This window comes from Campylobacter sp. P091 (assembly GCF_002138935.1).
Lineage (GTDB): Bacteria > Campylobacterota > Campylobacteria > Campylobacterales > Campylobacteraceae > Campylobacter > Campylobacter devanensis.
Window position 1 is genome coordinate 365,895 of record NZ_MJKZ01000001.1, and the last position, 24,109, is coordinate 390,003.

Annotated in this window: 21 protein-coding genes and 2 pseudogenes; 2 read left to right on the top strand and 21 right to left on the bottom strand. The window is 33.5% G+C overall.

Annotated features, from left to right (window positions below):
* Positions 1 to 34: 34 nt before the first annotated feature.
* Genes CIGNP91_RS01835 through CIGNP91_RS01845 form a run of 3 tightly spaced genes read right to left on the bottom strand, consistent with a single transcriptional unit; the run spans position 35 to position 2,726 of the window.
* The gene (locus CIGNP91_RS01835; RefSeq protein WP_180383196.1) at positions 35 to 868 is read right to left on the bottom strand and encodes a glycosyltransferase; all 834 of its coding nucleotides are present in this window, start codon (positions 866 to 868) and stop codon (positions 35 to 37) included.
* Positions 869 to 878: 10 nt separating this feature from the next.
* A complete protein-coding gene (locus CIGNP91_RS01840) occupies positions 879 to 1,790 on the bottom strand; it encodes a glycosyltransferase family 2 protein (RefSeq protein ID WP_086253206.1) in 912 nt (303 codons plus the stop codon).
* A 9-nt stretch (positions 1,791 to 1,799) separates the two neighbouring features.
* Positions 1,800 to 2,726: a glycosyltransferase family 2 protein gene (locus tag CIGNP91_RS01845; protein WP_180383197.1), complete on the bottom strand. Its 927-nt coding sequence runs from the start codon at positions 2,724 to 2,726 to the stop codon at positions 1,800 to 1,802.
* An 82-nt stretch (positions 2,727 to 2,808) separates the two neighbouring features.
* Here CIGNP91_RS01845 and CIGNP91_RS01850 point away from each other — a divergent pair, with 82 nt between their 5' ends.
* Positions 2,809 to 4,101 carry a glycosyltransferase family 8 protein gene (locus CIGNP91_RS01850; protein WP_086253208.1) on the top strand — a complete coding sequence of 431 codons (1,293 nt, stop codon included), beginning with the start codon at positions 2,809 to 2,811 and terminating at the stop codon, positions 4,099 to 4,101.
* Positions 4,102 to 4,230: 129 nt separating this feature from the next.
* On the opposite strand, the gene CIGNP91_RS01855 is transcribed toward CIGNP91_RS01850, so the two are convergent.
* The 18 genes and pseudogenes from CIGNP91_RS01855 to CIGNP91_RS01940 all read right to left on the bottom strand — a co-directional run bounded on the left by CIGNP91_RS01855 (position 4,231) and on the right by CIGNP91_RS01940 (position 23,614).
* A complete protein-coding gene (locus tag CIGNP91_RS01855) occupies positions 4,231 to 5,424 on the bottom strand; it encodes a CsgG/HfaB family protein (protein WP_086253209.1) in 1,194 nt (397 codons plus the stop codon).
* Positions 5,425 to 5,432: 8 nt separating this feature from the next.
* Positions 5,433 to 6,776: a DUF6844 domain-containing protein gene (locus tag CIGNP91_RS01860; RefSeq protein WP_086253210.1), complete on the bottom strand. Its 1,344-nt coding sequence runs from the start codon at positions 6,774 to 6,776 to the stop codon at positions 5,433 to 5,435.
* Between the two features lie 19 nt (positions 6,777 to 6,795).
* Positions 6,796 to 7,398 (bottom strand): penicillin-binding protein activator LpoB, encoded by a 603-nt coding sequence (gene lpoB / locus CIGNP91_RS01865; RefSeq protein ID WP_418228762.1) that lies wholly within the window; start codon positions 7,396 to 7,398, stop codon positions 6,796 to 6,798.
* A 19-nt stretch (positions 7,399 to 7,417) separates the two neighbouring features.
* On the bottom strand, positions 7,418 to 7,801 hold the full coding sequence (locus CIGNP91_RS01870) for a YcfL family protein (protein WP_086240554.1): 384 nt from the start codon (positions 7,799 to 7,801) through the stop codon (positions 7,418 to 7,420).
* Positions 7,802 to 7,804: 3 nt separating this feature from the next.
* Positions 7,805 to 9,160: a hypothetical protein gene (locus CIGNP91_RS01875; RefSeq protein ID WP_236848358.1), complete on the bottom strand. Its 1,356-nt coding sequence runs from the start codon at positions 9,158 to 9,160 to the stop codon at positions 7,805 to 7,807.
* A gap of 131 nt (positions 9,161 to 9,291) precedes the next feature.
* Positions 9,292 to 9,861, bottom strand: a complete 570-nt coding sequence (locus CIGNP91_RS01880; protein WP_141081092.1) for a metal-dependent hydrolase — start codon at positions 9,859 to 9,861, stop codon at positions 9,292 to 9,294.
* Positions 9,839 to 11,119 (bottom strand): ArsB/NhaD family transporter, encoded by a 1,281-nt coding sequence (locus CIGNP91_RS01885; protein ID WP_086253211.1) that lies wholly within the window; start codon positions 11,117 to 11,119, stop codon positions 9,839 to 9,841. Before CIGNP91_RS01885 ends, CIGNP91_RS01880 begins: the two co-directional genes overlap by 23 nt.
* A gap of 1 nt (position 11,120) precedes the next feature.
* Positions 11,121 to 12,188, bottom strand: a complete 1,068-nt coding sequence (locus tag CIGNP91_RS01890; protein ID WP_086253212.1) for an NAD(P)-dependent alcohol dehydrogenase — start codon at positions 12,186 to 12,188, stop codon at positions 11,121 to 11,123.
* A gap of 239 nt (positions 12,189 to 12,427) precedes the next feature.
* Positions 12,428 to 12,688 (bottom strand): annotated as a pseudogene (locus CIGNP91_RS01895) (flagellin); the annotation flags it as partial.
* Between the two features lie 131 nt (positions 12,689 to 12,819).
* Positions 12,820 to 14,529 carry a DUF262 domain-containing protein gene (locus CIGNP91_RS01900; RefSeq protein ID WP_086253213.1) on the bottom strand — a complete coding sequence of 570 codons (1,710 nt, stop codon included), beginning with the start codon at positions 14,527 to 14,529 and terminating at the stop codon, positions 12,820 to 12,822.
* Positions 14,530 to 14,621: 92 nt separating this feature from the next.
* Positions 14,622 to 15,815 (bottom strand): glycosyltransferase, encoded by a 1,194-nt coding sequence (locus tag CIGNP91_RS01905; protein WP_086253214.1) that lies wholly within the window; start codon positions 15,813 to 15,815, stop codon positions 14,622 to 14,624.
* A 3-nt stretch (positions 15,816 to 15,818) separates the two neighbouring features.
* On the bottom strand, positions 15,819 to 16,961 hold the full coding sequence (locus CIGNP91_RS01910; RefSeq protein ID WP_442861874.1) for a capsule biosynthesis protein: 1,143 nt from the start codon (positions 16,959 to 16,961) through the stop codon (positions 15,819 to 15,821).
* Positions 16,958 to 17,623 (bottom strand): ABC transporter ATP-binding protein, encoded by a 666-nt coding sequence (locus CIGNP91_RS01915; protein ID WP_086253215.1) that lies wholly within the window; start codon positions 17,621 to 17,623, stop codon positions 16,958 to 16,960. The genes CIGNP91_RS01910 and CIGNP91_RS01915 overlap by 4 nt, the downstream gene beginning before the upstream one ends.
* Positions 17,620 to 18,402, bottom strand: a complete 783-nt coding sequence (gene kpsM, locus CIGNP91_RS01920; protein WP_086228397.1) for a capsule polysaccharide transporter KpsM — start codon at positions 18,400 to 18,402, stop codon at positions 17,620 to 17,622. The genes CIGNP91_RS01915 and kpsM overlap by 4 nt, the downstream gene beginning before the upstream one ends.
* A 63-nt stretch (positions 18,403 to 18,465) precedes the next feature.
* Positions 18,466 to 19,662 (bottom strand): capsule biosynthesis protein, encoded by a 1,197-nt coding sequence (locus tag CIGNP91_RS01925; RefSeq protein WP_086253216.1) that lies wholly within the window; start codon positions 19,660 to 19,662, stop codon positions 18,466 to 18,468.
* The gene (locus CIGNP91_RS01930; protein ID WP_086253217.1) at positions 19,659 to 21,674 is read right to left on the bottom strand and encodes a capsular polysaccharide biosynthesis protein; all 2,016 of its coding nucleotides are present in this window, start codon (positions 21,672 to 21,674) and stop codon (positions 19,659 to 19,661) included. Before CIGNP91_RS01930 ends, CIGNP91_RS01925 begins: the two co-directional genes overlap by 4 nt.
* A complete protein-coding gene (locus CIGNP91_RS01935) occupies positions 21,674 to 22,723 on the bottom strand; it encodes a glycosyltransferase (RefSeq protein ID WP_180383198.1) in 1,050 nt (349 codons plus the stop codon). Before CIGNP91_RS01935 ends, CIGNP91_RS01930 begins: the two co-directional genes overlap by 1 nt.
* Positions 22,724 to 22,873: 150 nt before the next feature.
* Complete coding sequence (locus tag CIGNP91_RS01940; RefSeq protein WP_086253219.1) at positions 22,874 to 23,614, bottom strand: hypothetical protein; 741 nt, start codon at positions 23,612 to 23,614, stop codon at positions 22,874 to 22,876.
* 262 nt (positions 23,615 to 23,876) lie between these two features.
* Between CIGNP91_RS01940 and CIGNP91_RS01945 the strand changes: the two are divergent.
* Positions 23,877 to 24,109: pseudogene (locus CIGNP91_RS01945) on the top strand (hypothetical protein); the annotation flags it as partial.

Here is a 24,109-nt window from a genome sequence, read left to right on the forward strand (position 1 = left end):
AAAACCATTTACTAAAGATGTAGAGAGCGAGTATCTAAGCGCTAGCATATATGCTAGCGCTTAGATACTCGCTCTCTACATCTTTAGTAAATGGTTTTAAGATTATAGAGTTAGATAAATTTAGATTTTCTATCTTAGTTTTTATCTGCTCTTTTAGATCGCCATCGCCTACAATGTGTAGCTTCCAATCATTAAATTCCCCACTATCTTGGATTAACTTCCATATATCTATTAAGCGTAGAAAGCCCTTTTGATTGGTTTTTTCTATACGCCCCATTGAGAGCACGACTTTTTGAGAGTAATTGGTATTTAAATTTGGGATATTTGGGATGAAATTAGGTATGACGCAAAAATTCGCCTTAGGATAAATCTCCTTATATCTATCAATCTCTTGCGATGAGAGCAAAACCAAATTTGAAAACCCATTTAAATCAAGCTTTTTATACCAATCAAAATGAGCATGTATAATTTTGATTATACACTGGTCATTACCAAAAAAACCACCATTGATAAAATCATAAGTATTATCTATGATAATATCGGGTTTGAGATTTTTTATACTATTTTTTACTCGTTTGATATGCCCTTTATCTATAATTTTATTAATCATCCTAACAAATGGGCGAGATATCTCCCTCAATATCTTAAATAATGGATTTTTAGTACTTTTAAGATATATCTTTTGAAATTTAAAAAGCTTGATGATCCTTACCTTATCAGAATAGTGAAATTGTATATTATTATTTGTACTATATAGACTAATGACACAAACATCATGACATTTGATAAACTCATTACTCAAATTCGCCACAACTCTCTCAACACCGCCAAAAATGGTAATATCATTCATTATTAATGCTATCTTCAATCCAAACTCCCTATACCCCAAATTTAACTCTGAGTTTTTCTCTAAATCTAAAATATTTATCATAAATTTTAAAAACTCTTTTGCTTATTTGATGATAAATCAATCTATCGTAATATTCATGAATTTTCAAATTATCTATAAATACTTTAGCAATTTTCTTATCAAATTTATGCTTTTTTGAAATCTCTTTTATTTTATTAATTACAAATATTCTATCTTTTGAATTTCTAGCGATTATCTCTTTGTTTTTGGTCTTGGTAGATGAATCAGGATTATTGCGATAATAGTATAAAATATCACTAATATGGCGAAATTTATTTGATAAATTCCACAGCACAAAACTCATCAAAGCGTCCTCAGCCATCGTAATCCTATATTTGAGATCTAAAATTTCAAAAGCTTTTAAATAGATATTCCTTTTTATCAATATAAAAGCCAAATTCCATCTCGGGTAGCCTTTTTGTCTATACATATAATTAGCATACTCTTCTAAAGATTCAAAGCTATCATTTTCTAAAATTTTATCAAATATAGTAGTATTGCCATTTTCATAATTATAAGCACTGAATTTCACTACATCATAATACCCATCTTTAGTGGCATTATAAGCTATCTCACAAGCCCTTAAATCCAAAAAATCATCAGAATCTAAATTTAAAATATACTCCCCCGTTGCGGATTTAATCCCTTCGCATCTGGTTAAAAATAATCCCATATTTTGGCTATTTTTAATAATCTTTATTCTACTATCATTTTTAGCATACTCTTGGGCGATATCCATACTTTTATCACTGCCACAATCATCTACTATGATAATCTCTATATCTTTTAAACTTTGATTTATTGCTGAGTCTAAGCATTGGCTGATATATTTTTCTACATTATAAACTGGGATTATTATAGATACTTTTGGTTTTAGCATTATTTTCCTTTATATCCCAAATTTAACTCTTAATTTGCGTCTAATCACAAACCACCTACCCTCTATAAAAGCCCCAATCTTATCCATCAGTCCAAATTTACCCTCTTTGATTTTCAATCTCCTTTTAAGGATATCGCACTCATGTACGCCAAGTGATATATAGAGCTTTTGCCATCTCTTATCGCATTGATTTTTTGATGCGAATTCTCTCATCTTGGCAATTGCTACTTCAAAGCTATCTATACAATTTTTTAAATTTTCTATACTTTTGTCATTGGTGCTTGAGCTTGGATTATATCTATAATAATAGAGCATATCAGATATGAAATTTAGCCTTTGGCAATTATGATAAATCACAAACATAGCTAGCACATCCTCAGCCATTATAAGCCTTGAATTAATACTGATTAAAAAATCCAAATTCGCTTGATATATATCCCTTTTAATCAGCCTACCCCAGATATTCCAAGATATATTTTTACTTCTAAAAAGCCAATTAGCAAATTCATCCCCACTATCAAAGCTAGATGTCTCAAACTTGCTAAACACACTAGCACTATTATTCCAATAATAGCTCCCAAATGTAACTATATCATAATACCCATTTTTAGTGGCATTATAGGATATCTCACAAGCCCTTAAATCCAAAAAATCATCAGAATCTAAATTTAAAATATACTCCCCCGTTGCGAATTTAATCCCTTCGCATCTGGTTAAAAATAATCCCATATTTTGGCTATTTTTAATAATCTTTATTCTACTATCATTTTTAGCATACTCTTGGGCGATATCCATACTTTTATCACTTCCACAATCATCTACTACGATAATCTCTATATCTTTTAAACTTTGATTTATGGCTGAGTCTAAGCATTGGCTGATATATTTTTCTACATTATAAACTGGAATTATGATTGATACTTTTACATCACCCAAGATAAATCTCCAAATTTTACTAATATAAATCTTACCATATTTTGCTATAATTTGGCGCAATTATACATAAAAAAGGCTTAAAATGTTCCATATAGTATTTAGCGCAGATGAAAATTATATCAAATACACAGCGGTACTTATAAATAGTATTATCAAAAATACAAATTTAAATCTCCATTTTAAAGATTTTTGTCAAAAGCCTATCCCGCAAATGCCGCCTAATAGCTCATTTAGTAGCTATGAAAATTTAAATTTCGATGATTTAAGCGCTGAAAATAGAGCTGAAGGCTATGTATTTCACATATTAAGCGACCAAATCTCCACCGCCACGCAAAATAAGCTAAAAGCCCTAGAAAAGAGCCTTAATGAGATTTACCCTTGCTTAATTACCGCTCATATTTTAAATGATGATGAGTTTAGTGATTTTCCAGTTTCTGGGGCAGCGCATAGCAATTTTTTGCCTTATTATCGATTAAAACTCAAAAACTATCTTAATTCAAGCGTGGATAGATGCTTATATCTAGATTCTGATATGCTCTGCCTTTGCGATTTAAGGGAGCTTTTTGCTATTGATTTAAAGGATAATATCCTAGCTGCTATCAATGACCCCGGAAGCAAAAAACGCAAAATCAAATTCAAACAAAACAGCAATATAATCACCCATAAATTTACAAATGACTACTTCAATTCTGGATTTTTACTCATCAACACAAAGGCTTATATAGAGAATAAAATAGAACAAAAATGCCAATCCCTAGCCCAAAATGCCACCTATATAAAAGCCGCCGATCAAGATCTATTAAACGCTACAATCCCAGCAAATAAGCTCTTAAAGCTACCTATTAGCTATAATTTTTCATCTATTAGCTTCTGCTTTGCGATCTGTAAAGATGAGCAAAATCACCGCCTTAACTGCTCTAGGGCTGAGTTTATGCAAAGCTATAAAAAGCCCAAAATCATCCATTATGGCGAAAAGCCTTGGCGGTTTTTAAAAAGCTATACCGATAGCCAAAATCGAAATATCAATGATATTTGGTGGGAGTATGCTGCTAGCACACCAGAGTTTAGAGATGAGCTTATGGCTATGAGAAATGATATAAATGAGTATAAGATTTTTGCTACTTTAGGCTTTGAGATTTTAAGAGCTTTAAAAAGCGTTTTTGGCTATTTTGTGATAAAAAATTTAATAGATAAACCACTAGATAATCTAAATTTAAATAGCGAAATTCCAGATGATATTTTCGGGCTTTGCTGTATTTTAGGCGAGATGATAATGCACGCCAAAAGACACAAAAAGAGCCCTATAAGCGTGATATTAAAAGCTTATAAAATGAAAACCACATTTACCAAATACAACACAAAAAATTTTCTATAAGCTAAATTCAAAACAGAGCCAGATTCCGCACAATTGCGTAAATTCGCAAAGTATTAACTTCTCAAATTCTCAACTTTGCGAATTTTTTAATACTCAATTTTTTAAATTTACAAAGTTTGGTAAAATATCCTAAAATCCCAAATTCACGCCGCCGCCATCATTTAATTGGTAGTTTGCATCACGACCTTCGCTATATCCTGGGCCAGAACCACCGCCTAATGGCCGACAAATGTAGCCTTCTTTCATTTGGCCATCTATGATCTTAGCATAGCTAAGCTTTGGATCGGCTCTTGTTATCTCGACTTCTCCTACTTTGCTCTCTACTCTCATATCACTTGTGCTTTGCTTTGTGTAGCTATCTTTTAGAGCTTTGCCTTGAGAAAAGCACTCAAATCTCTCGCCTACATTTAAATTTTGTGTAAATACCACTTCTTGCCCATTTACACTAGCGATTTTTAATGGATAAATAGCATTTAATATATCGCTTGTTATCTTATCAGCGATTTTTTTATAGGCTTCTTCATTTGATTTTAGATCATCTTTTACGCTTACACTCATTGTAAGAGTATTGCTATATTTTACTTCCCTAGTGGCAAATAAAATCACTTGATAATCCACTGCAAATTCCGCTTTTGTGATATTTTGGCCAGTTAGATTACTCTGTTTTGTTCTAGCTTGTGCGGCCTTAATATCAAAAATCATAAGATAATCACTACCAAGAACATTTTTAAGCTTATAAATCTCATCTCTTTTGGTATCGCCACTATCTATTAAGGCCTTTTCCATCTCATAATATCCGCCATTATCTCTATCTAGGATATTAAATTTTCTTGATTTAGTTAAATTTGAGATTATATGAGTTTTTAGATTTTCGCCAAGCCCTCTAGTATCTCCATAACTAGCATTAAATACCGCTAAGCTTCTTCTTTGCTTATTATCTAAGCCTGGGGCTTTATAGCTTTTGGTAGTTTTTGAGTTTTTTATCTCTACTACTGCTACCCACTTGCCTGTGCTATCTTGATTAATGCTGATAATCTCATAGCTATCGGCTCTGCCTTTTGTGGCTTTGCTGATATCATTTGAATAGGCATCTACGATATTTGAGCCGCTATTATCGCTTTGTGCTTGTGTGTTTGATTTTTTTATAGAGTTTATATTCACCCCGTTAATCTTGCCAATAGCTTCTATAATAGCGTTATTTATAGCCTCTTCTCTTGTAAGGCCATGCCCTTCTCCCGTAGCTGTTTTGGTGCTAATGTGAGTTACCACCTCAGCATTTAAAGCGCAAGCCAAAAAAGCAAATATAAATAGATATTTTTTCATACTCTATCCTAAAAATCATCTATCGTATTTACCACTTTTGAGCTTCTTTGAGTAGCCTTAGCCGGTGTAGCGGAATTTGAAGTAGCGTTTGAGCCCTTTTTATCTGATATGGCGTTTGTGATATTTAGATAATTAGCATAAGAGTAGTATCTCACCACACCTACATATTCCACGCCATTTTCATCGGTATAATCCCATCTTTTTAGCGTTTGTATTCCACGGATTTGACCTGAGGCTTTTGCTTGTATAGTTTTAGAGACTCTATCTATCATATTTTCTAATGTCTCTTCTTGAATTTGCGTATCACCTGAGAGAATATTTTTTGTCTCTTTTATATTTTGGTTTATTGCCTCGCCTGTCTCTTTCTCATCGCTAAATGATACACTAGTATTGATAAACTCTATTATAGCCGCATCAGCTTGTGCTGCGGCGGTATCTTTGGCTATACTCTCTTGTCTATCTGCTATTTTGCTATTAGCATCTGGGATATAACCCCAATTTCCATAGCTTAAAATTATAGGCGCACCATTCTCATCATATACTAGCCTAATTCCATACTCTTGTATAAAACCGGCTTTTTCTTTTGGTAGATACTCTACTACTGGCTTACCGCCTTTTGCTTTTATGAGTGAAGAGGTTTTATTTTTCATATCTTTTGCGATTTGTCTAGTTTTATCACTCATTACAGCGATAACACCAATTCTATAATTACCCCTTTTTGTCTGTGTTACAACCGTTTTTACCGGCACCAATCCACTCATATTGCCAAAGGCTTTTGTAACGATATTTTTAGTAAATTCATCTTTTAAAAGCTCTTTTTTTCTCACCTCTTCTAGCCCTTGGCTATCTACACCTAGATCATTTAAAGCCCTATTTAATTCAGCACCCGCTAGCTGCGTTAGCTGATCAAAAATTTGAGAGATAGTCCCGCCTTTTGGCAACTCTTCAAATTCCCTAGCGTTGTCTGATTGATCTGCTTTGTATCTGCTTATGCTACTTGTAGCTATCCTACCAAAGGCATCTTTGACAAACTCACCTTGTAAATTTAATAGAGCTCTATTATAGGCATTTTGTAAAGATTTAGCAAAACTTTTATCAGTTGGGCTTAGCGTTACATCGCTAACTCCGGTATAAAATGTCTTGCCATCTTTTGTGATACCATACTCTATACCAAATTCATCCTCAAACTCATCAAAAAAATCTTCTACGCTTTTAGGCGTTATATCTTGCGTGCTAGCATCGCTTAATTTGTTTTGGATATCCACATCGGCTTGAGTTATCTCATTAGCCTTATCCCCCATCCCAAAAGCCAAAGCCGCACAAACTGCCATTGATAATAGTATCTTTTTCATCTCTTATCCTTTATATATCTTACCAAGTTACGCTATCGCTAGAGCCCGCTTTATTGATTGTCTTTTCATCTTCCCAATACACTAGACCAGAACTCAAATCAGTCAAACCAAGTAAAAATAGATATTCAACCTTTGTTTTGCCGTTGCTTAATCTTATATTATCTTGACGAATTTTACCAAATAGCGAAAAATCAGGCGAGATTAGAGTTCCCTTTTTAGCTATTGTTTTTTGATTAAACTCATCATTACCCCTTAGCTCTCTGACATCTTCGCTCATACTATCAAGCGCCCCACCAGATGCCACCGCAGAAGTAAGCACAAACTTACCCGATCTTCTCATAGCTTGAGTGATTTTCCTAGTTAGTTTATCAGTATCTAGTCTAAGAGCAGTATCATTGACTACTCTTCCTATTGCTACAACTTTTCTGACCCCTGGCTTTTGATTAGCAAATGCCGGATCACTAAGCAAACTATTTATCATAGTTTCAGCCGCTAACTCAAAATCCTCATTGCTTAACCCAAGGGTAATAGTATCACCTTGATTGACTTTGCCACTATTATCTGTATAAAATGGCTGATTAGTACATCCACTAAGCAACAAAGTTGCCGCCACCACACTCATTAAAGCTAATTTTCTCATCTTATAACCCCTTTGTAGTTAGATAAATTTTAAAGCTTTTAGCCCTTTTGTCTTGAGCTAGTTTATTGATAGAGATTTGGCGATTAGCATTAAGGCGTAAAACCTTATAGCTCTCATCGATCGAATTCCTAAGCTCAAATCCACTCTCATCTAGCCAAACTACCTTATAGGCCACATCCATTTCAGAATTACTTTTTAAAATAACTTGAAACTCCAATAACCCAAGATCATTAAATCTATGATTGATACCTTGGACTATATCCCTATCTATCGCCTCTAAGCTTACTAAATTCGAGTTATAGCCATTATTCCCTAAGACTATATCGCTATTACCAGCACAGCCAAACAGCATAGCACATACCAAAAACATTGCTAATTTTTTCATATTTTACCTCTGTATTATAATGGATTTTACCATATCTTTATTTGATGATCGTAGCCAAATCAACGCATCTTTGCTCTTATCTATCTTATCACTAACTATGATTTTACCACTACTATCTTTGATTGTATATGAGCCTTTATTTTCTACCATAGCGATACTAGCTATTTTCGGTAGAGTTTGCCACACTCTTATATCAGCTTTATTTGTTGCTGAAAGCAAAAAAGTTGTAGCCAAAGACGCTACCCCACCAACCTCACTAGCCACGACGGCACTAGTTGTGGATTTAATAGCGCCTGATAATATAGATTTAGTGATTATCCAAGGAAGCTCTATTTTAAACTCAGTAGCAAAAATATTATCAAAATTACTAATTTGAGTCGCCTTAACCCCATTTATGCTTATATCTTTATAGCTAAAATCACGCTTTTTAAGCATCGGCAAAGATAAACTCACAGTTGCCACCCCATCACTAATAATATATGGAATATTCATAGCAAATTCATTTTTTATAGTCCCAAAGCCATCTTCATAAGCTAAAAATATATATTTTTTGCCCTTAGATTTTACATTTTTGGCTCTAGTTTGCAATCTTTTGTTTATAGCTGATATCGCTTTATTTTTAGGATTAGCGATAGCTATTTCACGGAATTTATCTGCTGAATTTTTATAATCCTTATCTAAATAGAAAAAGACAGAAGCCGCATAAGTAGCATATGGATTGATGAAATTTTCACTAGTTTTAAACTCCTTAAAAAGCCTAGAATACTCATCATATACTAATTTAGTATTTTTTAAATTCTTTTTGTAATTTGGGTCGCTTTTTTGTTTCTCTAGCTCCTCTTTGGCCGCTTGGATCTGTGGAGCGAAATACTCCTTAGCCATATCTTGACGGATTAAAGCACGATTAAATTCCACTCTAGCATTTTCAAAGTCATTTAAACTCATAAAATTCAGTCCCTTATAGAGATTTACCATTATTCTCTCATACAAATTTCCATCATAATCACTAAATGTATCATTTAAAAGTATTCCTACAAGGTTTCTAGCTATCTTATTACCTGTACTTTCTAAATCCACATCATATTTATACTTATCTTCAGCAATATCCAAAAGCTCATTGCTAAGTGCGAATTCCTGACAAACTCTAGCTATTGAAGCAGCATTTATAGCAGTATATATCGGATCTTTATTATTTTTAACCTTTTGAAGCTCATTTTCAAAGTAGCTTTGATCGCAGTTATTTACCCCAAATTTGCTTATATAATCATCAGGTGTAACAGCGATAGAAAGGGCATTTGGCACAGCACAACCACTAAATCCAAGCAATATAATCCAACACAAAAGAGCAACTCTAATCATAGATAACCTAATTTTAAATTTACCGAAAAATTGTCGCAAAATATAATTAATTAATGGTAAATTATATATTAAATTTACATTAATTATTTATATTACTTTTGTTATATATCTTTAGATTTAAGCGGGTGAATTTAAATCAAATTTAAAATTCCAAGTATCCTACCCATATCAATATCAAAGCCCAAAATCTTTGCTCCTAAAAGTCCATCAACTGCTAAAATAGCTGGCAAAACTAGAGCCATCTCAACTGTTGAACCAGTCTTTACTGCTATTTTCTTAGGCAAAATTCGAGCCACAAAACGCTTTTTAAATGGATAAAAATATCCCTGTATTCCACTAGGTGTTAGCATATCCCCGACATGATGCATAATCATACCAAATCCTAGCGCCCCCCATGCAATCTGCCCAAAAATCGCCCACGCTACAAAAAGCAGCACCGGAATAAATAAAAAATGTGTTGGTCCACGATGTTTAAAAAATGTCGCAGTAATCTGCGAAATCAGTGGAAATTTGCGTGAAATAAAGCTTCTAGGCTCATCAATATCAGGCAAAACAGAACCAAATAAAATCAACCCTACCACATAAGCAGTTTGTGTTTTATCTAAATTTGCCACACCACTTAAATCTACTGCGCCCACAAAGCCCATCGCTCCAAGGGCTCCAATTGCTAAATGCGTTCTAAATGTCAAAACTCTCTCCAATCCACAAGCCTAAAACTGCTGCAAATAGCACGCCAAGGCTAAAAATAAAAGTAAATTTAAAATAATCTAAAAGGGATATTTTCACCCCACGAAGCTTAAGATTTGCAAGCCATAAAAGCGTAGCTAGCGAACCAATTGGCGTAAGCTTTGAACCGATATTACACCCTAGTAAATGAGCATAAATCAGCCCCATATCAGCACCAAAATCCCTAAGCGCAAGATCTCCTAGCATTACCATTGGCAAGTTATTAATTAATGCTGAGCCAATACTTGAACCAAGTGCGATACCAAGAAGCGAACTAAATCTATCAAGCCCAGCAAGCATCTGGATATTTTGGCGTAAAAACTCCAAAATCCCAGCCATTCCAACACCATAAACCATCACAAAAAGCCCTACACTAAAGACTACTACGCCAAAAGGTGCACGCTTAAAAAGTGCAAATTTGCCACTATCTTGCATCATTATAGAAATTAGTGCAACCAGCAAGATAAATAGGCTAATTGGCAACTCCATCTCTTCAAAAACCATACTCCCAACAGGCAGCAAAATTAGCAAAAATAGACACGCCAAAAATTTCCCAGACCCAATCCTTCTAGCTGGCAGCTTAAACTCTAGCACTGCAGGAAGTCGCCTAGCTAACACCAACCAAAACAACCCACACGCAGCAATAAAAGCAAAAATTTGGGCTAAAACCATCGCCTCAAAATACTCTTTAAATGAGAGATTAAAAAGCTTTGCAGTTATTATATTGGTTAAATTTGAGATAATCAAAGCATTAGAACCAAAATCACTCAAAAAACCAAAAAATAATAAAAATGCCACTAAGGGTGTGGTTATACTTAGCTCATCTTTAGTATTAGAAAATAGTGCAAAAACTAAAGGGGTTAGCACTAAAATTGCCCCATCATTTGCTAAAAATGTAGCTACAAATAGACCCAATCCCATCATAAGAGCAAAAAATTTAAGCGTTCCAATCCTATAAATTCCACCACTACCTTTAGCAAATTTTCCAATAATTCTCCCAGCCAAAGCGTCAAAAAATCCCATCTGCTCAAACGCCATAGCAATTATAATTAGCCCCACTAGCACCAAAGTAGAATCCCATACCATTGCCAATACGCCAAATGCAGATGAGATGCTCACCACGCCAAATATCATAGCCGCTATCGCACCTGCAACCGCACTAGCCCACACTGGAAGTCCAAACGGCCTAGTATAAATTAGCGCCATTGAAATAGCAAAAATCGCAAACGCCACTCTATTTACTTGCCTTCATATCAATCACATATCTAAACTGCCCTGAGCCGTTTGTTAGCTTTTCATACGCCTCATCAATCTGATTTGGAGTAATAAGTATAGTTTCTGGATAAATCTCATTTTCAAGCGAAAAATCCAACATCTCTTGGGTCTCTTTAATTCCCCCAATTAATGAACCATAAATTTTCTTACCAGCCTTATGTACTAGATCAATTATACTCACACTTGGTGCTTCTTTATAAGGTGGCAGCCCTACAATAGCTAACTCTCCACCAAATTTAAGCAGATCAATATATGCTATAACATCATATGATGTTGGAATTGTCGAGATAATCAGATCAAATCTTTCATTAACGATATCTTTATCTGTATTTGTATAAAAACTAGTAGCGCCAAGGGCTAGAGCATCGGCCTTTTTATTCTCATTTCTAGCAAATACGCTAACTTGTGCGCCCATTTTGACTGCGTATTTTAGCGCCATCATTCCAAGCCCACCAAAGCCAGCTACACCAACCTTATCACCGGCTTTAATTTTAGAAAATTTAAGTGGCGAATATGTGGTAATTCCAGCACAAAGTAGTGGAGCTACTTTATCTAATGGGGCGTTTGCTCGAACTTTAATAGCGAAATTTTGACTTACTACAATGTTGCTTGAGTATCCACCAAATGTTATCTTGCCACCATGAAAAAAGTCAGGGCAATTATAGGTATAAACTGTTTTTCCTTGCTGACAAAACTGCTCTTGACTAGCCTTACACGCCTCGCATTCACCGCAGCTATTTACCATACAACCAACTCCAGCATAGTCGCCAATTTTAAATTTAGTTACATTTTTACCTACAGCTATTACCTGACCTGCGATCTCATGACCTGGAATACATGGATAGCTCGTACCACCCCATTCATCTTTGGCCGTGTGAATATCGCTATGGCAAATTCCCGAATATAGAATTTCAATTAATATATCATTATCTCCTACACTATGACGGGTAAATTCAATTGGAGTGAATTTAGAATCCTTAGACAACATCGCATAACCAGTGGCTGGAATTGTGAAAATATTGTTCATTTTATAACCTTTTTTTTGAATTTTATATTATTTAAATTTAGGTAATTTTATCTAAGTTTAGTAAAAATTAGGATGATTTAAATCAAATTTATACTTTAAATCGTCATTGCAAATTTTTAATAAATATAAAGTAATTTTTTACATAAGTGTTATTTGATAAATATTACTAGAATTTAATAAACCCTCGCAATGGCTAAGCATTGCGAGTAAATTTAAGCTATTAAAGATTTAAATTTAAGCTACTGTAGTAGTCTTAATATATTTTGTTGTACAGCATTTGCTTGACTCATAGCGTAGCTTCCGCTTTGGGCTAGTATGTTAAATTTAGAGAAGTTTGCGCTCTCACTAGCAAAGTCTACATCTCTTATTTGAGATTCAGCTGATTTTACATTTACTTGGGTAACTGTAATATTATTTATAGTAGCTACTAATTGGTTTTGTACTGAACCTAGGTCAGCTCTTAGCTTGTCTAGAGTTTTTCTAGCTGCTTCAGCTACATCTATCATAACTTGGGCACCACCATATTTTATCACAAAAACTTGCCCACGAAACTTTTGTATATAAGGCAAGGCTGAAAGTATGATTTCAGCGGTTTTTATATGAGATTTCACTTCTTATCATTTTAATATAACTAAAATAAATTTGTTGTTTTAATTAAATTGTTTTTTTCTACAAAAGAAATAAAATCATTTATAATATTATTATTTCTTTCTATTATTTCGGTTTTGCCAAATTTACTATAGTTTTTATGTATAGAGTTTAATTCATTATTTTGTGATTTTTTATAATGTTTTTCTTTGTCAGCAAAACTAAAATCACTTGCTCTAATGTTTATTTTTCTCTCCAAAAGGACTTTATTGCCAATAAATTCTATTTCATTGCCATTAAAATTTTCTCTTTTTGCTCTTTCTTTTGCGTAAATATGTTCTATTTGAAATTGCTCAGTTAATTCCGGTGTTTTTTGGGTACTATCTTTTAAAAACCACCAAGTAAGCATAGAACGAGTTATTGAATTCTTATTGCTAAATTTTTGATTTTGTATAAATGTTTTTAAATTTTCTTTTTCAAACAAAACCTTTGAAAAATCCATTTCCTTGTCGTTAATAATATCTACCATAGCGCTATAAATAGGTGTTCTTAGCTGAGAGACGCTAGGATATATAAAAGAATATGCAAAAATAAACGCTGTTATTTTCTCTAAAAATTTAGCAAATTTTATATTATCAAGCTGATTTTGCTCATCTCTATTTTTCATAAAATAAACAGAAGTGATATTTGCCCACATTATATTTGGGGCATAGTTTAAAATAAAAAGCCATCTTAAAGTATTTTCATCAAAATAATTTTTATCTTGAATAGAAATTGCTTGCCAAAAGCTACCCAAGTTTTGCAAGTCTTCAAAAGTCCTATCGCTTTTTAATAAAGCATAACTATCCTTTTCATAAAAATCTCTCAAACCCTCTGTTGTGCTATTTTTATTACCTTTTAAAGCTCTTTGATAATACATATAACGATTAAAAATTTCATCAGTAGAAGTATTATCTTTTTTAGAAAATACCTCTTTACATAAAATTTCCAAATTTTTCCATTTTTCTATAAATTCATCTTTTTGATTTTTTGCTACATAAAATTTATAAAATTGTGCTTTAAAAATATCTGCATCAGCTAGTGGCTTGCCTCTATCATTTAAAGTAGAAAAAATCCTAAGTGCTGTTTTTTCATTATCTGCTTCAATAGGTAACAAAATACAATTATTTAAAATTCTAGTTGGTAAATAGGCGAAATAATTAGGATATTCTTTTAAAAATTCATCTACTTCTTTTTCAAAATACCTAAAATTTATGGCATACTGGCTTTTAAAATCTTTAGCATCACCAGTTTTTAGAATTTCTAAAAATTCATTCTTATGTTCATCTAAGGCTACCTGAGAATCTATTTTTAATTTTTCTTTGTTTTCATTGCCAAATTCATCACTTTTCCAAATACATTGTGCCAAGTTTTGTTTTGTTCGCATAGAATTTTCATCTTCCATTTTTTCAAGTCTTTTATAAAAAACCCTAAGCAATAGCATTAAAGTAGTAAGCCTTTGTTGCCCATCTATTACTTCAAGCTTTTTATTATTCTCAAAAGTTACAATAGGACCTAAAAAATATTCTTCATCAGAATTAAAATTTTCAGGTTTTTTATCTGGAAAAGCGAAATCAAAAATATCTTTCCAAAGAGTTTGACACTCATCTTCTCCCCAAGCATAAGGGCGTTGATAATCAGGTATTAAAAAATCAGATCTTTTATCTTCAAATAATTGTTTAATCTTTTTTTGGTCTATGTTTAATTTTGACATTTTTTACTCCACTAAAAGTTAAGTTTGAAATTTTTGAATTACAGCTAAATTTTTTGATTTTCACGCTTTAATTATAATTAAAATTTGATAATTTATCTCTTTTTATCCCTTTTTATCTCATTTATCTCAAAATATAATTTTATTAATCCGCCTTTATACCAAGTCTTGGTGGCTTTGATAAGGGCTTGGCCTAGTCTGTATGGTGCGCTTTGTTTTTCAGCTAGGGCGGATCTGTAATCTTCGTAATGCTCTATTGGTGGGACTTTTAAATTTGGTTTGGTTTGGATAATTTGGAGATACTCTATCTTTTGGCGTCTATGCTTTAAAGCGATAGCTAATAAAATAAAAGGCAATTTAATCTTGCCAAATATAGTTGTGTGATTTTCTATCATCGCATAACCAAGTTTGTAAGCTAGGTGATATCTTATTCTCTCTATGGCGTAATTGGCTTTACAAATGAAGCCGCCTTTATACTCGCTGCCACCGCATTTTAGCCATTTTTGATAGTATTTATCCCAAATTTCGCCCCAAAATTGATAAACTAGCTCATTATTCCAAAACCGCCCATCTCGCCCCCAAGCGTGGATTATCGATGCTCCTATGCTTTTACGCCAAAATGTGCTACTAGTGTATTCATAGCCTAGATTTTTGACTTTAAATTTATTATCTAAGATTAATAAGCTAAGCACGCCTTGGTCATTGGCTCCATATTTTGCGCTATAATTATAGATTTGATTATAGCACTCTTTTGGGTTTGGGATTGTATCATAGTAGGCCACAATCCCACTTCTATAAACTCTACAATCTTTAAATTCGCCATTATAATCCCTAAGTGTTGGATTTAAAAGGCTCTTGCCCCTATGAGCGCTAAAGTGATAACCCTTCAATCTAAATAGCTCGCTAATCCCTTTAAGTAACAAAATATCAAAATCAAGATAGACTATACACTCACACTCATCAAGCAACAAAAGTGGCTCAAACATCCCATAAGCCATATGTGTCCAGCGAGAGAAAAAGGGCGAATTTAAGATATTTTGGTTATTTGTATGTGGCTTTAATCTCTTAGCAAAATCATCCTTGGTAAAACTAATAAATTTAATTTTCGCCCCACCAGCAACCCTAGCAAAGGCTTCTAGCTCACCTTGAGTAAATCCATCATGAACGATATAAAATATATCAACTTCACCGCTCATCACCTCAGCAATATTTGCCACCATTGTCCCAATAGCAAAGGCGGAGTTACTAGTCGCTGCTAGCAAAATTCCATTTTTATATGGTTTTTTCATAGATTAATATCTATGCTCATCGATGATAGCACGAACTAACCTAACAACCCCAAATATCAGCGTCAAAATCACAAAAATCGTGATGATATTATACATTTTATTTGGATACGCAGCGCTATCTGGTACATATGGGCTTTGAATCACTACTACTTGCTTAGCCTTTCTACCAATCTCAATTCTAGTTGTTTCAACAGCTGTGATAGCGGTTTTATAGACATCCTCAGCAAAGCTTAAATTCAAATACAAAGCCTCAAATTGCGCTACGACATCATTTAATTTATCTTGAGAAGCATTGGATGCCACCTTGCGTCTTTCTTTTTCTAACTGCTCTTTATGCGCTCTTAATTCAGCTTTCAAAGCTGCAATTTCAGGTGCATTGTCATTAAGATAACTTCTCATAGTGTTTAATTCGGTCTCTTTTTTAGATATTTGAAGCTCTATTTCGGTGATAAATCCAGCCTTGGTTTTAGCTAGGCTTTGCGGGTCAAAGACTCCATACTCATTTTGAAAAGCCAAAAGCTCATTTTTGGCATCTTTATATTTTTGCTTAGCACTCTCTAACTCACCTTGGGCAAACCTTAGCTGTTCTCTAGCAATATTGTGCGAAATTTCATTTATAAATCTCTCACACTCTTCTAAAATAGCAGCCGAGATATTGCGTGCATCTTCAGGGCTAAAGCCTTCTACAGCGACATTTAAAAGCCCTGTTGTATCATCAAATAATATGTGAATTCTATCTCTATAATATTTTAGATAACTCTCTTTGCTAGTTGATGAGTAGATGCGGAAAAATAGATCTATTTTTTGCTTTTCATAAAGCGATCTTAAATTTATCTTTTCATCAAGTTTTTGGAGCATATCAAAGGATTTTATATACTCTTGTAAAAGCTTGATATCTTCAGTTGAGCTAGATGCCACCCCTACTAAACTCTCTATCCCGCTTAAAGATATTGGCGAGCCACCATCTGTGGATTTAACGCTTAGTGAGACATTACTAACATATCTATCAGCAGCGATAAAGGTATAGTAAAATATCACCACAATCATTATATAAATCACAGTTTTAAAACTATCAAGTCTATTTAGACGCTCTTTGTGTTGCTTTAGATCCTTAATAGATCTTAAAATCATAGTTCTTTTATTCAACTGCATATCCTTTTATACATCTCAATTCCTTCATCTACATCATCATAAACTGTAGTCATTCCGCTATTTACTAAGATTACCTTATCGCACCACTGCTTTATCTCACTCATATTGTGAGAGACCATTATTACTTTAGAATTGCTTAATTTTTCTTTATAAATAGCGTCGCTTTTTTTCTTAAATTTAGCATCGCCTACAGCCCCAGCCTCATCTATCAAATAATAATCAAAGTCAAAAGCCATACTAAGCCCAAATCCAATTCTAGATCTCATACCAGAAGAGTAGGTATTCATCGGTTCATCAAAGTATTTACCAATCTCAGCAAATTCCTCTATATAACGCACCTTCTCTTCTAAGGCCTCGCCCCTATATCCATAAACTCTAGCTACAAATTTCACATTATCCCTAGCTGAAAGTGCGTGTTGGAATCCACCAGCTAGGCCAACCGGCCATGAGATTTTCTTATCAGTGATAACCTTGCCAGCATTTGGGATATCAGCCCCGCTCAAAAGTCGCATAAGAGTGGATTTGCCAGCGCCATTTCTACCAATTAAGCCTATACTACAATCATCAGGAAATGTGAAGGTAAATTCACGAAAGACAAAGTGCTTATCACCATTGCTTAGTGGGTAAAATTTGGTTAAATTGTCTAATTTTATCATGGTCTGCTCGCTACCAATTCTCTTCTTTTATAATAGTAAAACCAAAATCCTATAAATAATAGCACTACATTAAAAATCAATGGATAAGCCAAATTCACACCATCAGCTAGCGGATATCCATCAAAATAATAATATTTTATACTCTCGCAAATATGAAGCATAGGGTTATAAAGCATATATTTTAATATATTAGATGGAATTATCCAAATAGGAAAAATCACGCAAGATAGTATATACAAACCAGTTGTAAAATATGTCAAAACAATCTTAAGTGGCTCCATAAAATGCGTAATAATCGCAAATATCACACCAAGGCTAAATCCAGATAGCACCATCAGGCAAAAGCTAAAAGTCATAGCCAAAAAATCCCTAGGCAAGACATCATAGCCCATTATCCACCCAGCCAAAACCATCACACAAAAAAATATCAAAGAGTACATATAAAACTCAAGCAAAGTTCTAGCTAAAAATACATGAATTGGCCTAACCGGCTTATAAAAAAATAGAGTTAAATTCCCAGCTATCCCGCCCATAAGTTGCGTAACGATATTTCTAAACATAAAAAACGGAATTATCCCGCAAGCCAAAAACATAAAAATAGGCGTCCCACCAGGGATAGATAAATTCGTGATATACTCACGGATCAAAGTTACTAAAGTAGTTATCACAAGGATTTGCATCAGTGGCTCACCAACTACCCAGAAGTAGCCTAGATGCCTATTTTTGCCAAATCTAGTTTTTAGCTCTCTAAAAAATAGCGCCCTTATGACATTTAGCACTATATCCTCCGCAAAATTATTTGATAAATTATAGCAAAATAAGGTTACAAATCAGCCCAAAAATTATTTAAATTCCACTCCATCTTTTAGGTAATAACTCCCAATTATCTGTGTATTATCCACCAAATATGCCCTAAATTTGGCATAAAGCTCGCTATCAACCTTAGATTGAATAGTCCAAAATTTATCTAAATTTATATCTTTTGTTGTAAGGCCTTTGATATCATACATAGATTTTCCAAGGCAAATTACAGGCTTAGAGTAGCTTAGGGCATTTAGCCCGACGGTGCTATTGATTAAAATTACAGCTTTTGAGTTTTTGATTATTGTAGGCAAATGAGCATCAAATGCAGCCATCACACGCCCTTCAACCTTATAAATTTGAGCTAAATAGCCAATATATGAGCTATAATTTTTCTTGCCTCTATCCATCGGATGATGCTTAAAGATCAAAATCATATCCTTAGGCGCATTCTTAGAAAATGATGAGATAATATACTCAATAAAGCTCTCCATAGTCTTAAATCTAGAGTGAGTTCTAACCTGAAAATCATCATGAGTTTGAAGTGCTACAAAATAGTATCTCCCACTTAGCTCCCCATCTAAACGCTCATTTAAATCTTTTTCGCTAAATTTATACTTAATCTTTCTAAAAAGATTGCGAATCCCATAAAATCCCTCTCTAATAGGCGAAAAATCACGATGATGAATGTAGTTAGGATATAAAAAATAGAATATATTTGCTATGAGATAATACTGCACCGCCCACCACGCCATCAAGGCATAAGTAGAGGTGGATTTAGCTGTAAATGGCTTGGTTAGTGGCTTGTAAGCATCATAAAATTCCCTATCTCTAGGCATTTTAGAGTGGTTATTGACCCCGTAAGACTCCATTGTGATAAATCCAGGACGCAAATACCCCTCTTCAAAGACATAAACACTAATCCCCAAATTCCTAGCTATCTTAATAGCCATTTTGTGATAAAATCTACAATCCCCAAATAAAAAGACAATATCAATATTATTATCTTGATAAAATTTATTTATAAATTTAGGCCACTGCTTTGGCTTGGCTTTATATGCGATATAATTTTTGCTTTTAGAAAAATAGGCATCACCAGCATTAAAGCCAATTCTAGTTACAAAAGCGCCCTTTTTGGTACAAATATTATCAAGCTTATTAAAAAAATCCCCCATAGGACCTTGTAAAAGCAAGACATTTTTGCCTTTAATACCAGTAATTCTCTCTTCTAATCTCATCTTTTTACCACAAATAAAACTACATATAAAAGCTTTTGCCCAACTCTTGCATATAAAGATTTTATCTTATGCAATAGCGCATTTATAGGCTGTTGCAACCTTATCTTTTGCTCTTGAAGTGCTACTACTAAATCACACGCTTCACACGCCTCTAAATTTAGTGGATGAATATATCTAGGATAGAGCAGATATGCCCCAGCTATTAACTCATCACTACTTAGACTTCTATACCTGCGTGGCTGAGGCTTTTTATCATCGCTTAGTCCCCAGCCCGCCCAAAATGGTCGCCCATAGCAAATTACTCTTTTTTTGCGTAAAATCGCTTCCAATCCACTAGTCGATGTCATTGTATGAATTTCATCAGCGATATCTAAAAGTGTAGGCATACTCACACCCTCAAGCACTTCATCGCAATACTTCAATGCTTCTGTAGTCTTTACCGCACCAACCCTATTTCCACTTACGACATCTGGGTGAGGCTTATAAATTATATAAGCATGGGGCGAATTTTGTCTAGCAAGGCGTAAAAGCTCGATATTTTTCATACCATCAGCACCAATCCTTACACTTGCATCATCTTCAACCTGACCGATAACTAAAGCAATCTTACTATTTTTATGTGTTATTATAACATCTTTATCATCATTATATTTTGAAATTTTACTATTTACTAAAATCTCTCTAAGCTTCTTAGCGCTTTCTAACTCATAAGGGCTAAATTTATGATAGTTTAAGATATTTTCTAATCTACTTGGCGATGTGGTATCAAAGTATATTCCCTCATCATCAAAAACCAAAGAATAAGGCCTAGTAAGATCACTACCAAGACCAATTGAACGTATAAATCCATCTTCAACTCTAATAATTTGCACTCCATTTTCATCGCACCATTTTTGTACCTGTGGATACTCTTTTTTTCCCCAAATATAGATTGCAGAGTCTTTATTTAAGCCCAAATTTAGCGCTTGCTGTAGTGGATTTTTACTAAAAGTACTAATAAAATTTAGATTTTTACCCAAAAATGGAAACATAAATTTACGCTTCCAAATCGAAAATCCAAATAAAAACTTTTGCTTTTTACACTCACTTAATCGAGCATTTTTAAGTGCGTTAATCTGTGGAAGTACTCTTTTTAGTGTAGCATTTTGCCCGGTATATGCATCAATATATTTAGCATATAATAAATATGCCCCAGCAAATAACTGCTCAAGGCTTAGTTTTTTATTACGCCTTGATGGAATTTGCGCCCTATCATCACTTAACCCCCAACCAGCGTAAAATGGCATTCCAAAGCAGACGCACTTACACCCACACATCAAGGCCTCAAAGCCCATACCAGAGCTTTTAGTATAAACTTTTGTAATATATTTTAGTAGCGAAATCGGATTTATATTTTCACTAATTATTTTAATTTGTGAAGGCAAATTTGCAATATCAATATCAGATTTTTTTTTACCGCTTAATACATCTGGGTGAATTTTTAGCAAAATATTTGAATTTGGATTTTCATTTATTGCTGCATTTATCATATCAAGAGTGCTAAATTGATTAGCCAGGCCGTACTCTAGCGACGCATCGCCACTAGTTTGGGCTATTATAAGGATATTTTGGTCTTTATTTAGCTCATATTTTTCTATTAATTCTTGTGTGATATCTGGGGCGTTATTGTATTTTGAGATATTGTGCGTGGTGATAAAATCCATACACCACCTAGCCTCTTGTAAAATCTCATCGCTAAATTCGAAATTCGCCAAAATCTCTTCTAGCCTGCTTGGCCTAGTGGCATCATAGTAAATCCCGATATCATCTTCAACTATGCTAAACGGCCTAGCACCATCAACCCCAAGCCCAACCGAGCGGATAAACCCATCTTCTAAAAGTTTAAATTTGCCTTTAAATTTAACTGATAAAAAGCAAGCAAATTGACCAGTCCGTTTTCTTCCCCATCCAATAAAGACTCTATTTGTAAAAATATTTAAAATACTTTTAATGTAAAACAGATAACCGTTCATTAAACCAATCGACCTATAAATTTAATATCTGCAAAAAATTCCCTAGGACGAATTATAAGCTTTCTTATCTTGTTTGCTAGTGGTCGCTTGATAGGCTTAACACCGTTAGCATAGTGAAAAAATCCTGGATAGCACCCGGTATCATATCCATAATTTTTCATAAGAGTTTCAATAAATTCCTCAATATCTGGCATTGGGGTAGTTGATTGCCAAATCAACCCTGTAAATTTTTTATCATAAGCTTTCATTTTTTCTTGCAAAAGATTCTCATTTCTTAATCTTTGCGAGTAAAAATTATTACTTAATGGACGCGGGTGCCATCTATGTACTAAAATTAAATTTTTAAAAAAATTTGGCAATGAATAATACGCCATATAAAGTCTAAACCCTTTGGCATTTGCTATAAATGGAGTTTTGAAATCTGTGTAATAATCGTCATTTTTAACCGAATGCGGATTATGCGCACAAAGACAATGAATAAGATAAAAATCCTCACCACCATGACCAGAAAAAATATTCTCAAATTCTCCAATTTCCATAAAATATTCTCTATTCATCACCATCGCTGAGCTATTTGGCGAAATACTTTCCACTAGATCATTTTGACCTTTCAAAAAGCTATTTTTAAATAGCGCTAAATCTTTATTTGACTCAAAAATAACTGTTCCTTTTTGCGTAAGATATAAAAATGGAATAGCTATAAATTTAGATTTATTTGTTTCTAAAATATTATCAATTTCACTAAATAGTAAATCTTCAAACTCACCTGAATAATCCATATCAACATCGTAAAAAAATAGATATTTTTTAGTTGCTATTTTAGCTGCTTGATTGCGGGCTTTAGATGGAGAAAAAACCTTATCTCCAACGTAAGTATGAATAATTTTAATATTGCTAGCTACAGTTTGCAAGATAGAATTTTTACTAGAATCTGCAATTATAACCTCAATTTTTGAGTGATAGCTAAATTTATTAATCAATTCTATAGCGCGTTTATATATAAATGAATCTTGATCCTTGTAAAACACAGGAACTATAAAACTAACCAAAACATATCCTTTGGATTTAGTAAATTTAATTGCGATTATATCCAATAAATAATAAAAATATCTATAAAGTATGATAAGAAATTAATAAAAATACATATGGGGCATTCGTATTTGTACCCCATATAATTATTTAAGTACAATAACCCTCACCTACTCCACTGGCAACAACACCATCGCAGCTTTAAGCTCAGGCATTATCGCCCAAAGTTTAGAGGTATCTACGCTAAAACCCTCTCTTAATTCACATCTATTTATTCCTACTCTTTGCCATGGCTCTAAATTTGGGTTAAAAAATGTACTTATACACTCCTTACCACCTAAGACTAGTGATCTTATCTCTACAGCATCACTTAGTAGTGGGATGAGTTGAAATACAGTTTCAAACTTCTTATTATTTAAATCATCACTACAACTTTTTAGAGTAAATAGCCCACTCTCATCAATTGCTAAGCACATATTAATATCATTAGTTGATACAAACTGTATATACTCTAAACCCAAATTCGCAAAGCTATCAACCTTTTTAATTTCATCAATTATAGTTGGTTCAAATGCTTTAATCTCTCTTAGATTATAATTAAAAGTTTCATCTGATTTACCTAAATTCACTACTAAAGGCATACCTGTATCAAGTGATCTAAGACTTAGTAGTGGAGTAAATTCATCACTTAGCATAGATGATTTTAGTAGTGGTCTAATATTCTCATTATTTACATTAGGTTCTCTATCAGGAACTTTTAATTCATCTGGGGCTTTGCTTATATCTCCTGCGAATCCCTTAGAGCTATCAAGCTTTAAAAAGCTCATATCTTGCTTTGGTTGATCTATTTTAGCTCCGCTACAACTGATGATAAATATAGAGATTAAAGATATTTTTATAGCTATTTTCATGGAAATCTCCTAAATGTTACAGGGAAGTGATCACTTGCTATGTGAGTTCTAAATCCGCTAAAGAATGTGCTAGCTGAAATTTGAGGTAGTGGCGCTGGTGCGATAGCTCTATTAGAGTTACCTACTACAGCATAATCTAGAGTTCTTCTAGCACTTATTTGAGTGATGGCGTTATTAGTATAATAAGTAGTATAAAATCAATTGATAATTTTAGAAATCTTAAATTGAGTATATACAGTTTGTATCAACTAATGATATTAATATGTGCTTAGGAATAGATGAGAGTGGATTTTTTACTTTAAAAAATTGTATTGGGGATTTAGATAGAAAGAAGTTTGAAACTGTATTTCAACTTATCCCATTACTAAGTGATGCTGTAGAGATAAGATCACTAGTCTTAGGTGGTAAGGAGTGTATAAGTACATTTTTTAACCCAAATTTAGAGCCATGGCAAAGAGTAGGAATAAATAGATGTGAATTAAGAGAGGGTTTTAG

What these genes read in the sequence shown, in the direction of transcription:
- CIGNP91_RS01840 (WP_086253206.1), bottom strand. Translation starts at nt 1,790, where the DNA reads ATGCTAAAACCAAAAGTATCTATAATAATCCCAGTTTATAATGTAGAA.
- CIGNP91_RS01850 (WP_086253208.1), top strand. Translation starts at nt 2,809, where the DNA reads ATGTTCCATATAGTATTTAGCGCAGATGAAAATTATATCAAATACACA.
- CIGNP91_RS01855 (WP_086253209.1), bottom strand. Translation starts at nt 5,424, where the DNA reads ATGAAAAAATATCTATTTATATTTGCTTTTTTGGCTTGCGCTTTAAAT.
- CIGNP91_RS01860 (WP_086253210.1), bottom strand. Translation starts at nt 6,776, where the DNA reads ATGAAAAAGATACTATTATCAATGGCAGTTTGTGCGGCTTTGGCTTTT.
- lpoB (WP_418228762.1), bottom strand. Translation starts at nt 7,398, where the DNA reads ATGAGTGTGGTGGCGGCAACTTTGTTGCTTAGTGGATGTACTAATCAG.
- CIGNP91_RS01870 (WP_086240554.1), bottom strand. Translation starts at nt 7,801, where the DNA reads ATGAAAAAATTAGCAATGTTTTTGGTATGTGCTATGCTGTTTGGCTGT.
- CIGNP91_RS01875 (WP_236848358.1), bottom strand. Translation starts at nt 9,160, where the DNA reads ATGATTAGAGTTGCTCTTTTGTGTTGGATTATATTGCTTGGATTTAGT.
- CIGNP91_RS01890 (WP_086253212.1), bottom strand. Translation starts at nt 12,188, where the DNA reads ATGAACAATATTTTCACAATTCCAGCCACTGGTTATGCGATGTTGTCT.
- CIGNP91_RS01900 (WP_086253213.1), bottom strand. Translation starts at nt 14,529, where the DNA reads ATGTCAAAATTAAACATAGACCAAAAAAAGATTAAACAATTATTTGAA.
- CIGNP91_RS01905 (WP_086253214.1), bottom strand. Translation starts at nt 15,815, where the DNA reads ATGAAAAAACCATATAAAAATGGAATTTTGCTAGCAGCGACTAGTAAC.
- CIGNP91_RS01915 (WP_086253215.1), bottom strand. Translation starts at nt 17,623, where the DNA reads ATGATAAAATTAGACAATTTAACCAAATTTTACCCACTAAGCAATGGT.
- CIGNP91_RS01925 (WP_086253216.1), bottom strand. Translation starts at nt 19,662, where the DNA reads ATGAGATTAGAAGAGAGAATTACTGGTATTAAAGGCAAAAATGTCTTG.
- CIGNP91_RS01930 (WP_086253217.1), bottom strand. Translation starts at nt 21,674, where the DNA reads ATGAACGGTTATCTGTTTTACATTAAAAGTATTTTAAATATTTTTACA.
- CIGNP91_RS01940 (WP_086253219.1), bottom strand. Translation starts at nt 23,614, where the DNA reads ATGAAAATAGCTATAAAAATATCTTTAATCTCTATATTTATCATCAGT.